The organism is Kribbella sp. NPDC050281, from assembly GCF_040655855.1.
Taxonomy (GTDB): Bacteria; Actinomycetota; Actinomycetes; order Propionibacteriales; family Kribbellaceae; genus Kribbella.
Genome location: NZ_JBFAKS010000008.1, coordinates 153,786 through 166,696 on the forward strand (window position 1 = coordinate 153,786; position 12,911 = coordinate 166,696).

Below are 12,911 nucleotides of genomic sequence, written 5' to 3' on the forward strand. Positions count from 1 at the left end.
GCGTTCTCCGCGCGGTCTACCTCGGTGGGGAAGACCGTGCGGGCGGCGCCGCCTGGATCCGTTCGTCCGGTTCGCGCCAGTTACTGCTCGGCGGCGGCGTCGCTCCGGTCGTCGGTGGTCTGGGTCGTGTCGACGGCCAGCAGGTCCTCGAGCCGGCGGACCTGCTCGTTGGCCATCGAGGTCATCAGTCGGTGGATCGTCATGCCAGTGAGACGCACCCGGTCGGCGGGTATGACGGCGATCCGCCCGGATTTCTTCGTGTGACCTACTTCTCATCCAGCCCGTCGAGGCGGAGCGGGATCAGTCGCCGGGCCTCGTCGTACGACGTACCGGTCAGCTCGAGCAGGTCGACGACGGTCGATCGGATCTGCCCGAGCACCACGACGGCCGACAGGCCGGTGGGCAGCGGCATCTGCGCCGTACGGCGGCCGAGCTCGCCCAGCACGCGGTGTGCGGCGACGTCGGCGGCGGGCTCGAACAGCGACTCGGCGATCAGCCGGGTGCCGTCGGCGAGGCGTTCGAGCAGCATCGGGTACTCGGCCGGCATCGCCTCGTCACGCCACACCGCGACGGCGCAGCGACGGACCAGGACGCGGATGTTCCGGATCGCCCGGTCCAGCGGTACGACGAGGTCGGCGACCTCCTGGACCCGGCCGCGGTGCCGGCGGACGAACGGCGACAGCCTGACCACGGCGACGCCCTCGTCGGCCGCGCTGCGGAGGTCGTCCAGTTGAGACTCGCTGGCGCGGGCCCGGCGGAGCGCGTCGGTGACCGCCTCCTCGTCCCGGGCGCGGAGGCCGTCGGCGGTCTCGATCAGGATCTCGGCCAACTCGTTCAGGACCCCGGAGGCTTGTTGCCGGGGACGCCTGATCGCGGTGGCCGGCGCGATGGTGGCGGCGGCCAGCGCGACCAGGCCGCCGAGTACCGCGTCGAGCCAGCGGCTGAAGCCGGCGCCCGGGTTCGGCAGGAGGGTGGTGACGATCGCGGCCTGGACCCCGGCCTGTGTGGTCATCAGGGTCCCGGCGCCGAGCAGGACCGCGACACTCATCGCGAGCGCGATCACGAACACGATCTGCGGGATCCCGGTGCCGAAGACGCGGACGAACAGGTCCCCGACCGCGACCCCGACCGCCACGCCGACCATCACCTCGGCGACCCGGCGCAGCCGCTGACCGAAGCTGAACCCGAGGCAGACCATCGCCGCGACCGGCGCGAAGAACGGTTGTCTGTGGCCGAGGACGTACCGGGCGAGGGCCCAGGCCACGCCGGCGGCGATCGCACACTGGGCGATGAAGAAGACCCGGCTGCGCCACCGGTCCACCCGGGTCCGGACCGACGCACGCGAGCGGCGGACGGCCTGCGGCGCGATATCGTCGCGCAGCTCCCGCAACTGGTCCAACGTCAGCCTGACCGGATCCACGGACCCCATTGTCCAGGCAACTGCCCGCCAGCTTGCTTCCCCCGCCCTGGGAGGTCAGGGTTGGGTCATGACCGAGAACAACCGTGAGGACTACGGCAGCTACAGCGTCGACGACGAGGACCAGCTGCAACCCACGGACACCCTGAACGACCGTGGCGTGGACGACCTGCTCGACGAGGGCTACTCGCCGCCGGAGAAGTGGTCCGCCGGTGAAGGATTCGGTACGACGCCCGACGAGGCGCTGCAGGGGGAGACCCTGGACCAGCGGATCGCCCAGGAGGAACCGGACTCCGACCCGTACGCCGAGGACGGCGAGGACGTCGGCGGACCCGAGGTCGGCGTGGTCCGGTCCGGCCGCCTGGTCGCGCCGGACGAGGGCGCGCACAGTGACGACGACGATGAACTGGTCGCCGAGGACGTCGGCTACGACGGCGCCGCCGCCTCCGCCGAGGAGGCCGCCGTCCACGTCGTCGACGACGAGGAGAACTTCGAACTCGACGACGAAGACGAGGAGGACCTCCCCTCCTACCAGAACGTCGACCTGGGCGACGTCACCGACCCCGAAGACTGACCACCCCCGCCTCCCACCGCCGCCTCTCCGCCGCCCGTCTCGCCGGTCCGCGGTGGTCGCTTCCCCGAACTGCTTCGGGGAGGCGGGTTGCCCGGTTCGGGAGGTGGATCCTCCCCAAACCGCCTGAGGGGGCTTGGCGAGCGTGCTGGTCAGCGGGGGGTGACTTGGATCTCGGCTCCTCGGCTGGGGACGAGGGTGACGTTTTTGGGTTGGGCTGGTTCTGGTTTGGGGTGGGGGGCGGTGAAGTTGTAGGTGGCGAGGGCGGCGCGGAGGATCTCGGTGCCTTCCATCAGGGAGAAGCCGGCTCCGATGCACCGCCGCGCCCCACCGCCGAACGGCATCCAGGTCCCCGGCGCCGGCGGGTCGTCGTCCAGGAACCGCTGTGGCCGGAACTCCTGCGGCATCGGGAAATGCTCACCGTCGCGATGCACCAGCCCGACGGCGGCCATGATCGTCGTACCCCGGGGCAGCCGGTAGTCGGCGATGTCCGCGGTCTCGGTCAGCCGCCGGCCGACCTGGTACACGACCGGATGCAGCCGCATCGCCTCCTTGAGAATCGACTCCAACTCATCGTCCGCACCCGAGTCCGCCGCCCGCTGACCGAACTCCAGGTCCTCGCGGCTGCGGGCCAGTTCGTGGAACGTCCAGGCCAGCGCCGTCGCGGTCGTCTCGTGCCCGGCCAGCAGCAACGTGACCAACTGGTCCCGCAGCTCCACGTCCGACCAGGTGCCGGCGGCAAGCAACCGGGACAGTACGTCGTTGCGTCCGGCAAGGTTCCCGCGGCGCTCGGCGATCTCCTCGTACAGGATGTCGTCCACCTGCTGCTGCACGGTCAGGTAGGTCCGCCACGGCCGCACCCGGAGCAGAGCCGGGTAGAACCCACCGAGCATGATCACCGGCGAGACCGAGACGATCTTGTCCAGCAGCGGCCGGAGCTGGTTCAGGCGGTCGCGGTCGGTCACGCCGAAGATGACCTGGAGGATGATCTCGAGCGTCAGGTTCCGCATCCGCTGATGCACCTTGAACGGCCTGCCGGTCGGCCAGGTCGCGACGTCGGCGCGGGCCAGTTCGTGCACCATCCCGGCGTACCCGCGCAGGGCCTGACCGGAGAACGCCGGCATCAGTTGCCGCCGCATCCGCACGTGGTCCTCGTCGTCCAGCAGGAGCAGCGAGTGCGCGCCCATGATCGGCTTGAGCACCGTGTTGCCCTCGCCCGCGTGCATCACCGACGGCGGACTGCCGAACACCTCGCGAATGTGGTCGGGCCGGCTCAGGACGACGCACACCCGGCTGGACGGGACCAGGCGGATCGTGAACACGTCGCCGTACTTCGCCCGCATCCGGGGGAAGAACGTCCGGCGGTGACTGGCGAACAACACGGTCTGCGCCAACGTCGGCAACCGTGGACCCGGCGGGAGCGTGCGCGCCGTCTGCCGGTCGAGCGTCCGGCCACCGAGCAAGGGTGTCGAAGCCATACCTTCACGCTACGTCAGCCGGGTGAACGACGGGCGTCGTACGAACCAGGGCCCGCGCCCCGGCAAACCAGTAGACACCGCTTTCCCCGGTCTCTACCGTGACATCCGGTAGCCGCACGTCGGAAGGACCTGAGCGGAGATGCCCGCACCCCGTCGAGATAACGGACGTCAGTTGACTTAGCGTCCGTCGGAGCCACCAGGGCCGCAGCCTTGGGGAATCGCGCACCCGGGAGGAGCCGAGAGGCCCCCCGGTCGATCCAGTTCGACGGTGTCACGGCAGCTCCTGCGCTCAGCGCAGTGACGCTGCCCGGTCCTGTGTTCAGCCGACTCTGGAAGCGGTGCTCCCTTCATGAATTCTTCTTCTGACGTCCCGTCGACGCAGCCGCGGGTGATCGCGGCGCGGGATCTCACCAAGACCTATACGTTCCATCAGCAGCGCGCCGGGCTCGGCGGCGCACTGACCAGCCTGGTCCGGCGCAAGTACGAGACCCGGCTCGCGGTCGACCGGATCAGCTTCGGCATCGACCGTGGCGAGGTGGTCGGGCTGCTCGGCCCGAACGGTGCCGGCAAGACCACCACGCTGAAGATGCTCTCCGGCCTGCTCTACACGACCTCCGGCGACCTCGAGGTGCTCGGCTCCACCCCGTCGGACCGCAAGCACGACTACCTGCGCCGGATCGCGCTCGTGATGGGCCAGAAGTCCATGCTCTGGTGGGACATCCCGGCGATGGAAAGCCTCCTGCTGCACAAGGACATGTACGGCCTGGACCAGGACGAGTTCGAGCACAACGTGGCCGAACTCGCGGAGCTCCTGGACGTGCAGGACCTGCTGAACATCCAGGTCCGCAAGGTCTCCCTCGGCGAGCGGATGAAGCTCGAGCTGATGGCGGCGCTGCTGCACGGCCCGGAGATCCTGTTCCTCGACGAGCCGACGATCGGCCTCGACGTCGTCGCGAAGGCGCGGGTCCGGTCCTTCCTCGCCGAGGTCAACAAGCTGCGCGGTACGACGATCCTCGTCACCAGTCACGACATGGACGACATCGAGGCGCTGTGTTCGCGGGTGATGATCATCGACCACGGCCGCCTGCAGTACGACGGCGGCCTGGACGAACTCGTCCGGACCACGCGGCCACGCAAACTCGTCCAGGCGACGTACGCGACCACCGTCGACGGCCACCGGCTGACCTCGCTCGACGGGGTCGGCGCGGTCGAGAGCTCCGGGCAACTGGTGAAGCTCGAGGTCGATCGCGAGCGGACCGGCGAGGTCCTCGAGCAGCTGACCCGCCTCGGTCCGCTGGTCGACCTCGACGTCGCGGACGCCGATGTCGAGGACATCATGCGCGACCTCTTCGTCCGCCGCAGTACGTCGGGGGACGCGTCATGAACGCCTTCGTCCGCAACGCCCGGGTGCTGCGCCGGATGACCGTGGCCGAGATCGTCCAGCAGTCCGTCTACCGCGGCGCCTGGGTCATCTTCATGGCGGCCAACATCTGCGTTCCGGTCATCTCGCTGCTGATCTGGCGGACGGCGATCGCGAACGGGGCCGGGCTCCCGATCGACGAGCAGTACATCACGACGTACTTCGTGCTGCTCAGTTTCGTCACGATGGCGACCTCGTCGTGGATGACCGGGTTCCTCGCGGACGACATCCGGCTCGGGAAACTGTCCCGCTGGATGGTTCGTCCGGCGTCGCTGCTGCTGGGCTTCGTGAGCAACAACCTGTCGGAGAAGTTCCTGAAGGCGTTCGCGCTGGTGCCGATGATCGGTGGGTTGTGGTGGATCTTCCGCGACTCGATGAAGATCCCGGCCGGACCTGGTCGATGGGTGGTGTTCGCGGTCAGCCTCGTACTGGCGGCGGTCCTGGTGTTCACCATCGACATCCTGATCGCGTCGCTGGCGTTCTGGATGGACGACGTCGCGGCGCTGGCGCAGGCCCGGTTGATCATCGCGAGTGTGTTGTCGGGCTCCGTCGTACCGCTGGCGCTGATGCCGGACTGGTCCCGGACGTTCGTCGACTACCAGCCGTTCCGGTACACGGTGTCGTTCCCGGTCGAGATCGTCGCGGGTGGTCTGGGCCAATCGGAGCTGCTGGCCGGCCTGGGGGTGCAGCTGGCCTATGTGGTGGGCTTCGGCGTGCTCGCGCGGCTGGTGTGGTCGGCCGGGATCCGGGCGTACTCGGCGGTGGGCGCATGAGCGAGCTGCGGACGTACGCCGGCGACCGGGCGCCGCTGGATCGCAATCGGCTGCACAGGCACTGGCGCCACCTGCGACTGTGGCGTCGGTTCCTCGCGCAGGCCGTCGTTCGGGAGACGCACTACCGGGCGCATTTCGTCACCACCCTGCTGGTCGGACTGGTCCAGTTCGGGCTCGGGATCGTGCCGGTCCTGCTGCTGTTCGGGTTCACCGGCCAGCTGCACGGCTGGTCGCGGGCCGAGGTGATCACGCTGGCCGGGATGTACCAGATCGTCACCGGGCTGATGGCTGCGTTCATCGCACCCAACCTGAACCGGATGACGTCGTACCTGACCGAGGGTGAGCTCGACGTGGTGTTGCTGCGGCCGGTGTCGAGCCAGTTCTACCTGACACTGCGGTGGATCAACGTGGCCGAGCTGAGCAACGTCGTCAGTGGGCTCGCGGTGGTGGTGATCGGCCTGGTGCAGTCGGGGGCGACGCCCGACCCGTTGGAGGTCGTTCAGGCTCTGGCGCTGGCTGGGTGCGGCCTGGTGCTGCTCACGGCGGTCTGGTCGGCGATGTCGTTCCTGGCCTTCTGGCTGCAGTCGGTAGGCCCGATCGGGAGCATCTACCTCAACCTGGTCGAGGCCGGGCGGTATCCGTTGGTGTTCTTCCCGGTGCCGGTGCGTGGATTCCTGACCTTCGTGTTCCCGGTCGCGTTCGCCTCGACGTTCCCGGTCCAGGCGCTGGGTGGGGACCTCGGGTGGTGGCCGGTCGGCGGCGGTGTCGGGCTCGCCGTGGTGGCCTTGACGCTCGTCCGGCTGCTGTGGCGGCGCGGTCTGCGGTCGTACGCCAGCGCCAGTTCCTGACCACAAGCGCCCGGCGCCGCTGTTGCGGCGCCGGGCGCGGGGTGGGGGGTCAGGAGCGGGTGAAGCGGAGGGTGAGGATCTGGAACGGGCGGAGTTCGAAGGTGACTCCGTTGTCCTGCAGGTTCCGGTCGGCCAGGTGGCGTTCGAGCAGGTCGACCTCGGTCACCGACGCCGCGCCGAACGACGGCGTGACGGTGGCGCGGGAGCGGCCGCCGGAGGACTCGTAGAGGCGGACGACGACGTCGCCGGAGCGGTCGTCGGCCAGCTTGAGCGCCTCGACGATCACGTTGCCGTTGTCAACGGCAACGATCGGCTCGGCGCCGTCGGCACCGGTGACGACCCGCTCGGGCAGGTTGATCCGGTAGCCCTCCTCGATCGCCTCCGGGATCCCGGCACCGACCACCAGCGCGTGGTTGACGGTGTGTACGCCCTGGTCGGTCTGCGGGTCGGGGAACCGCGGTGCGCGGATCAGCGACGTCCGGATCGTGGTGGTCGTGCCACCGTCCTCGCGTGCGGTCCGGTTGATGTCGTGGCCGTACGTCGAGTCGTTGACGACGGCAACGCCGTACCCCGGCTCGCCGACGTGCACCCAGCGGTGCGCCGCGATCTCGAACTTCGCCGCGTCCCACGAGGTGTTCTGGTGGGTCGGCCGGAAGATGTGCCCGAACTGCGTCTCGGACGCCGACCGGTCGGCGTGCACGTCGACCGGGTACGCCGCCTTGAGGAACTTCTCCGCCTCGTGCCAGTCCATCGTGGTCTCGATGTCGACCCGCTTCGTGCCGGGCCGCAGCCGCAGCGTCTGGGTGACCGTCGAGCGGCCGAACGAGCGCTTCACGACGACCGTCGCGACGCCGGAGTCGGTGCTGAAGTCGACACTGTCCACCTCGGTCACGTCGCGGACGTTGTTCTTGTAGAACGAGTCCACGTCCCAGGCGTCCCAGTTGTTCGGGGTGTCCACGTGCAGCTGCAGAAGGTTGCCCACGGCACCCGGCGCGATCACCTCGCGGCCGGCCTCGACGTCGTACAGCGAGGTGATCAGACCGCGGTCGTCGATCGTGACCCGGATCAGCCCGTTGTCCAGTACGCCGTCCTGCACCGACACGGCCTGGCCTTCGCCGGCCGCGACACCAGCGCCGAGCCCGGCGATGCCGTTGCGCCCGTGCGGAGCGGCGTTGAAGACGATCTGGGAGTCGCCCGAACCGGCCAACGCCTGCTGGGCCTTCGCGATGATCGCATCGAGCTCCGACGCCAACCGAGCGTACGTCTCCTCGGCCTCGCGGTGCACCCAGGAGATCGAGCTGCCGGGCAGGATGTCGTGGAACTGGTTCAGCAGCACGGCCTTCCAGATCCGGTCCAGGTCCTCGTACGGGTACGCGTCCAGCTTGCCCGCGACCACGGCCGCGGCGGACCACAGCTCGGCCTCGCGGAGCAGGTGCTCGCTGCGCCGGTTGCCCTGCTTGGTCTTGGCCTGCGAGGTGTACGTCGCCCGGTGGATCTCCAGGTAGAGCTCACCGGACCAGACCGGCGCGTGGTCGTGGTACTCCTCCTCGGCGGCGGTGAAGAACTCGGTCGGGGACTCGATCGTCACCCGCGGCGAGGACTCCAGGTTCGCCACCCGGCGCGCGGTCGCGACGAACTCACGGGTTGGGCCGCCACCGCCGTCGCCGTACCCGAACGGGACGAGCGAACGCGTCGCCGCGCCGTTCTCGGCGAAGTTGCGCTGGGCGTGCGCGAGCTCCCGGCCGGACAGGTCGGAGTTGTAGGTGTCGATCGGCGGGAAGTGGGTGAACACCCGGGTGCCGTCGAGGCCCTCCCACCAGAAGGTGTGGTGCGGGAACCGGTTCTCCTTGTTCCAGGAGATCTTCTGGGTCAGGAACCACTTCGACCCGGACAGCTTCACCAGCTGCGGCAGGGCCGCGGTGTAGCCGAACGAGTCCGGCAGCCAGACCTCCTGGGTGTCGATCCCGTACTCGTCCAGGAAGAACTTCTTGCCGTGCACGAACTGCCGGGCCAGCGCCTCGCTGCCGGGCAGATTGGTGTCGGACTCGACCCACATACCGCCGACCGGAACGATGGTGCCGTCGGCAACTGCCTTCTTCAGCCGCTCCCACACCTCCGGGTAGTTCTCCTTCACCCACGCGTGCTGCTGGGCCTGCGAGAACGCGAAGACGAGCTCCGGGTACTCCTGCGCCAGCGTGGCGACGTTGGACACCGTCCGCGCGACCTTGCGGCGGGTCTCCCGCAGCGGCCACAGCCAGGCGGAGTCGATGTGCGCATGGCCGACCGCGGACAGCTGGTGCGCGCTCGCGTGGGCCGGCCGGCTCAGTACGTCGGTCAGCTGCGCGCGAGCGTCCGCGGCGGTGGCAGCGACGTTCTCGTAGTCCAAGGCGTCCATCGCGCGGCTCAGCGCCCGCAGGATCTCCCGGCGGCGCGGCTCCTGCACGGACAGCTGCTGCTGCAGGCCGTCCAGCGCCTCCAGGTCGAGGATCAGGTCCCAGACCTCGGCGTTGAAGACGGCGACGTCGGCACAGGCCAGCCGGTAGATCGGCGTACCGCCCGGCTCGGGCTTGCCGCCGACGTCGGTCGGTGCGAACGCGTTCGACCCGAGGACCTCGGGGTTCGCGGCCGCCTCGACGTAGAACTCGATCCGGTCGCCCGCGTGCGCCGGCGTACCGTCGGGGCCGAGGATCGACAGCGGGGCGTAGGTCTGCCGCGGGTGCAGGCCCTTCAGCGGTACGCCGGACGTGGTGTGGACCAGGCCCTCCGCGGAGAACCCGGGGCCGCCGCTGAAGCCGAGGTCGATGACGGCCTCGATCTCGCTGCCGGCCCACTCGGCCGGGACCTGGCCGCTGAACTTGAACCACGCGGTGCCCCAGGCCGCACCCCATGGCAGACCGATCGCGGCCGGCTCGTAGGTCTGGGTGAGTGCCTCGGCGGGGGACACCGGCTCACCGGGGGCGTGCCACACCTCGATGTCCAGCGGGACGGAGGCGCCGTAGATCGCGGGGCGGATCCGCTCCCGCAGGGCGCGCTGGAGCCGCTCCTCGATGAGTTGACGGTCGTCGTGCACGAAATCATCCTCCGGCCAGGTCTGAATGGGCTGCTCACGCGATCCGCGCGACCGCTGCCTGACAACGCTGTCACACCCACCCCGTACCCGTCCAGACGCAGTTCATCGCAGTACCTGCGGGTAGCGGTTCGGTTGCGGGCAGGGTACGTAACTACCCGGAGAGCCGGATGTTGTCTAGGTTGTCCTGCATGGATCGCCCCCGCCTGTTCACCCCTGACAGGAACAGCCTCCTCAGACCCGACGGAATGACCCGGCGTAGCCTGCTCGGTCTAGGGGCCGCGGCGGTCGCCGCGATGGCAGTGCCCGGATGTTCCCGCGGCCGCTCCGACGAGCCGGCACCGGACGGGCCGGGCATCTTCGCGACCGGCAACAAGGGCGGCGTCTACAACCAGTTCGGGATCGACCTGTCCAAGTTGATCAGCGAGGTCACCGGCGTCACGCTGCAGCCACTGGTCACCGGCGGCTCGGTCGACAACCTGATCAAGGTGTCCAGCCAGAAGGCCGACATCGGTTTCTGTACGTCGGACACCGCGCTGGCGGCGTACGAGGCGACCGGGGTGTTCGCCTCCGGGAAGCTGAAGTTCAGCGCGCTGGCCCGGGCCTACGACAACTACGTGCACGTGGTCGTGCCGATGGCGTTCAAGGGCCAGGAGCTGACGGCCCTCGAGGGCAAGGTGGTCAGTGTCGGCCAGCAGACGTCCGGCACCAGGATCGTCGCCGACCTGATCCTCAACACCGCCGGTGTGAAGGTGACGAAGCGGTTCCTCAGCCTGGAGGACTCGGTCAAGGCGCTGGAGGCCAAGGCCAACAACCCCAAGGCGAGGGGCGGCATCGACGCGCTGATCTGGAGCGGCGGCGTGCCGACCGAGCCGATCGGCAAGCTGCAGAACTCGATCGGCTTCCGCCTGCTCGACATCGGCAACGTCGCCCAGACGATCGCGCTCAAGGAGTTCGGCGGCTACGTGGTGTCCGCGATCCCGCCGTCGGCGTACAAGCTGGCCAGCTCGGTGCCGACGCTGGCGATCCCGAACTACATCGTGGCCAAGCCGAACCTGTCGGACTCGTGGGCCTGGTGGACGGTGAACACCTTGTTCCGCCGCCAGAACGATCTGATGGCGGCACATCCGGAGGCCGGCGCACTCGATCCGCGCTCGGCGATCGCGACGATGCCGATCCCGCTGCACCCGGCCGCCGAGCGCTGGTACCGCGAGAACCACATCTGAGCAGGGCGTACGCCGTACGTCCGGCGTAGAGGTCGCGCGGACAGGTGGCGCCTGCTGCGCGCCCTCTCAGGCGTCGTAGTCGTCGATCAGCGGGACGCGGACCTCGATCACCAGACCGCCGCCGATCGGCGGACGGGCGACGACGCGGCCGCCGACCCGGGCCGCTTCGGAGCGGACGATCGCCAGCCCCAGGCCGGTGCCCGGCATCTCCCGGTGGTGCGCACTGCGCCAGAACCGCTCGCCGACCTTCTTCAGGTCCCGCGAACCGAGGCCGAGCCCGTGGTCGCGGACCGACAGCACCACTTCGGTGCCGTCCCGCGTCACCGACACCTCGACCGGCGGAGCGCCGTACTTGGAGGCGTTGTCGAGCAGTACGTCGAGGATGTCGTCGACCTCGAGCTCCGGGCCCACACCGCCCGGCACCATCTCGCCGATGATCAGTTCCATGTCGTCGGCGGCGTACACGGCCTTCCAGCCGACCAGCCGCTCCTTCACCGACTGGGCCAGGTCCAGCGGCTCTTCGTTGCCCTCGGCATCGGCTCCGGGGCGGTCCGAGCCGGCCAGCCGGGACAGCCGCTGGACGATCCGGCCGAGCCGGTCGATGTCGCTGAGCGCGAACCGCGCGGTCGGCGACAGCCGGGACAGGCCCTCGATGTGGATCCGCGCCGAGGTCAGCGGCGTCCGGAGCTGGTGCGAGGCGTCGGCGACGAACTCCCGCTCACGCTGGCGGGCCTGGTGCAGGCTGAGCGCCATCGAGTTGAAGCTGTCGCCGAGGCGGCGCAGCTCGGGTGCGCGTCCGTCGGTGGACACCCGGGTGTCCAGTGCGCCGCGGGTGATCTGGTGGGTCGCGTTGTCCAGGTCGCCCAGCGGCCGCAGCACCCAGCGGGTGATAGGCCGGACGATGCCGATGATGATCGCGCCGATGCTGATCAGCAGTCCGCCGAGGAGCAGCAGCAGACCGCGCTGCACCTGGTCGCGGGCCTCCCCGGTCGGGACCCGCAGGACGGCTGCGCCGAGCACGCTGCCGTTGTTGACGACCGGACGGGCCACCACCATCTCGCCGGACCGCCACGGCCACAGGGCCGGCGGCTCGGGTGGCAGGCGGCCGGCCAGGGTGCTGTGCAGGGCGGCCTCGAGGTCAGGCTCGTCCACGTCGACGCCGGACACCGAGGTCGCCACGACGCGTGAGTCCACGTCGACGACGAACACCGGGGTGTTGTAGAGCTCCTGGTAGCGGACCGCCATCTCGCGCAGGTTGGCGATGTCCCCGGACTGCAGCGGCGCCTCGGCCATCGCGGCGAACCAGTCCGCGTCGTTGCTGCGGGACAGGAAGAGGGTGCGCGACGTACTCGTGGCGATGTAGTTGGCCAGCGGTACGACGGCGACGATCGCCAGTGCGACGACCATCGGAACGAGGGACTGCAGCAGTCGACGGCGCAACGGTCAGTCCGAACCCAGGCGGTAGCCGACGCCGCGGATGGTCTGCACGAGCTCGGGCCGGCCGAGCTTGGCGCGCAGGCTCGCCACGTGCACGTCCATCGTGCGCGACGAGGCTTCGAAGACGGACTGCCACGCGTACAGGGCGACCTGTTCGCGCGGCACCACCCGGCCGTGGTGGGCGGCCAGCACAGCTAGCACGTCGAACTCCTTGCGGGTCAGGCTGATCGGCTTGTCCGCGACCTGCACCGTCCGGGCCTCGATGTCCACGGTCAGGTCGCCGACGGTCACCCGGGGGCGGGGCTGCAAAAGGCCGGTACGACGAAGTACAGCATCGATGCGGGCCAGCAGCTCGGATATCGCGAACGGTTTGACCACGTAGTCGTCCGCGCCGCTGCGCAACCCGCGAACCCGGTCGGCCGCCTCACCGCGCGCGGTGACCGCGATCACCGGTACGTCGGACACCGTCCGGATCTGCCGGCACACGTTGATGCCGTCCCCGTCGGGCAACCCGAGGTCCAGCAGGACCAGGTCGCCGGGGTCCGCCGCGAGGGCGTCCGCGGCCGTCCGGACGTGCGTCACCATCAGGCCGTAGCGCCGCAACGCGGGTATCAGGGCATTGGCGATATCGAGATCGTCCTCGACCAGCAGAATCCGTACCGCGCCACTCATGC

At 69.6% G+C, this 12,911-nt stretch carries 11 protein-coding genes; 5 read left to right on the plus strand and 6 right to left on the minus strand.

Translation table 11 applies throughout. From position 1 onward, the window contains the following. Positions 1-80: 80 nt before the first annotated feature. On the minus strand, positions 81-203 hold the full coding sequence (locus AB0I34_RS11475; RefSeq protein ID WP_272949120.1) for a hypothetical protein: 123 nt from the start codon (positions 201-203) through the stop codon (positions 81-83). Between the two features lie 62 nt (positions 204-265). After that, positions 266-1,420, minus strand: coding sequence for an FUSC family protein (locus tag AB0I34_RS11480; RefSeq protein WP_360443289.1), 1,155 nt, complete (start codon positions 1,418-1,420; stop codon positions 266-268). Positions 1,421-1,487: 67 nt separating this feature from the next. On the opposite strand from AB0I34_RS11480, the gene AB0I34_RS11485 reads away from it, so the two are divergent. After that, on the plus strand, positions 1,488-1,991 hold the full coding sequence (locus AB0I34_RS11485) for a DUF5709 domain-containing protein (RefSeq protein ID WP_360443292.1): 504 nt from the start codon (positions 1,488-1,490) through the stop codon (positions 1,989-1,991). Positions 1,992-2,140: 149 nt separating this feature from the next. On the opposite strand, the gene AB0I34_RS11490 is transcribed toward AB0I34_RS11485, so the two are convergent. Beyond that, the gene (locus tag AB0I34_RS11490; protein WP_360443295.1) at positions 2,141-3,466 is read right to left on the minus strand and encodes a cytochrome P450; all 1,326 of its coding nucleotides are present in this window, start codon (positions 3,464-3,466) and stop codon (positions 2,141-2,143) included. 349 nt (positions 3,467-3,815) lie between these two features. On the opposite strand from AB0I34_RS11490, the gene AB0I34_RS11495 reads away from it, so the two are divergent. The 3 genes from AB0I34_RS11495 to AB0I34_RS11505 are packed head-to-tail and all read left to right on the plus strand — an operon-like array spanning position 3,816 to position 6,507. Beyond that, a complete protein-coding gene (locus AB0I34_RS11495) occupies positions 3,816-4,850 on the plus strand; it encodes an ATP-binding cassette domain-containing protein (RefSeq protein WP_360443298.1) in 1,035 nt (344 codons plus the stop codon). Next, positions 4,847-5,659: an ABC-2 family transporter protein gene (locus AB0I34_RS11500; RefSeq protein ID WP_360443301.1), complete on the plus strand. Its 813-nt coding sequence runs from the start codon at positions 4,847-4,849 to the stop codon at positions 5,657-5,659. Before AB0I34_RS11495 ends, AB0I34_RS11500 begins: the two co-directional genes overlap by 4 nt. Continuing rightward, positions 5,656-6,507: an ABC-2 family transporter protein gene (locus AB0I34_RS11505; protein WP_360443304.1), complete on the plus strand. Its 852-nt coding sequence runs from the start codon at positions 5,656-5,658 to the stop codon at positions 6,505-6,507. Before AB0I34_RS11500 ends, AB0I34_RS11505 begins: the two co-directional genes overlap by 4 nt. 49 nt (positions 6,508-6,556) lie before the next feature. Here the strand turns inward: AB0I34_RS11505 and AB0I34_RS11510 are convergent, their stop codons facing one another. Continuing rightward, a complete protein-coding gene (locus AB0I34_RS11510) occupies positions 6,557-9,577 on the minus strand; it encodes a glycoside hydrolase family 38 C-terminal domain-containing protein (protein ID WP_360443307.1) in 3,021 nt (1,006 codons plus the stop codon). Between the two features lie 245 nt (positions 9,578-9,822). Here AB0I34_RS11510 and AB0I34_RS11515 point away from each other — a divergent pair, with 245 nt between their 5' ends. Further along, positions 9,823-10,800, plus strand: a complete 978-nt coding sequence (locus tag AB0I34_RS11515; RefSeq protein WP_360443310.1) for a TAXI family TRAP transporter solute-binding subunit — start codon at positions 9,823-9,825, stop codon at positions 10,798-10,800. Positions 10,801-10,866: 66 nt separating this feature from the next. On the opposite strand, the gene AB0I34_RS11520 is transcribed toward AB0I34_RS11515, so the two are convergent. Both AB0I34_RS11520 and AB0I34_RS11525 read right to left on the minus strand, forming a co-directional pair. Further along, on the minus strand, positions 10,867-12,207 hold the full coding sequence (locus AB0I34_RS11520) for a HAMP domain-containing sensor histidine kinase (RefSeq protein WP_360443313.1): 1,341 nt from the start codon (positions 12,205-12,207) through the stop codon (positions 10,867-10,869). Positions 12,208-12,243: 36 nt separating this feature from the next. Then, the gene (locus AB0I34_RS11525) at positions 12,244-12,909 is read right to left on the minus strand and encodes a response regulator transcription factor (RefSeq protein ID WP_012918592.1); all 666 of its coding nucleotides are present in this window, start codon (positions 12,907-12,909) and stop codon (positions 12,244-12,246) included. Positions 12,910-12,911 lie beyond the last annotated feature (2 nt).

Bases quoted from the DNA above. Each gene is read 5' to 3' on its own strand.
- AB0I34_RS11475 (WP_272949120.1), bottom strand. From the start codon at position 203: ATGACGATCCACCGACTGATGACCTCGATGGCCAACGAGCAGGTCCGC.
- AB0I34_RS11485 (WP_360443292.1), top strand. From the start codon at position 1,488: ATGACCGAGAACAACCGTGAGGACTACGGCAGCTACAGCGTCGACGAC.
- AB0I34_RS11490 (WP_360443295.1), bottom strand. From the start codon at position 3,466: ATGGCTTCGACACCCTTGCTCGGTGGCCGGACGCTCGACCGGCAGACG.
- AB0I34_RS11495 (WP_360443298.1), top strand. From the start codon at position 3,816: ATGAATTCTTCTTCTGACGTCCCGTCGACGCAGCCGCGGGTGATCGCG.
- AB0I34_RS11500 (WP_360443301.1), top strand. From the start codon at position 4,847: ATGAACGCCTTCGTCCGCAACGCCCGGGTGCTGCGCCGGATGACCGTG.
- AB0I34_RS11505 (WP_360443304.1), top strand. From the start codon at position 5,656: ATGAGCGAGCTGCGGACGTACGCCGGCGACCGGGCGCCGCTGGATCGC.
- AB0I34_RS11515 (WP_360443310.1), top strand. From the start codon at position 9,823: ATGACCCGGCGTAGCCTGCTCGGTCTAGGGGCCGCGGCGGTCGCCGCG.
- AB0I34_RS11520 (WP_360443313.1), bottom strand. From the start codon at position 12,207: ATGGTCGTCGCACTGGCGATCGTCGCCGTCGTACCGCTGGCCAACTAC.
- AB0I34_RS11525 (WP_012918592.1), bottom strand. From the start codon at position 12,909: ATGAGTGGCGCGGTACGGATTCTGCTGGTCGAGGACGATCTCGATATC.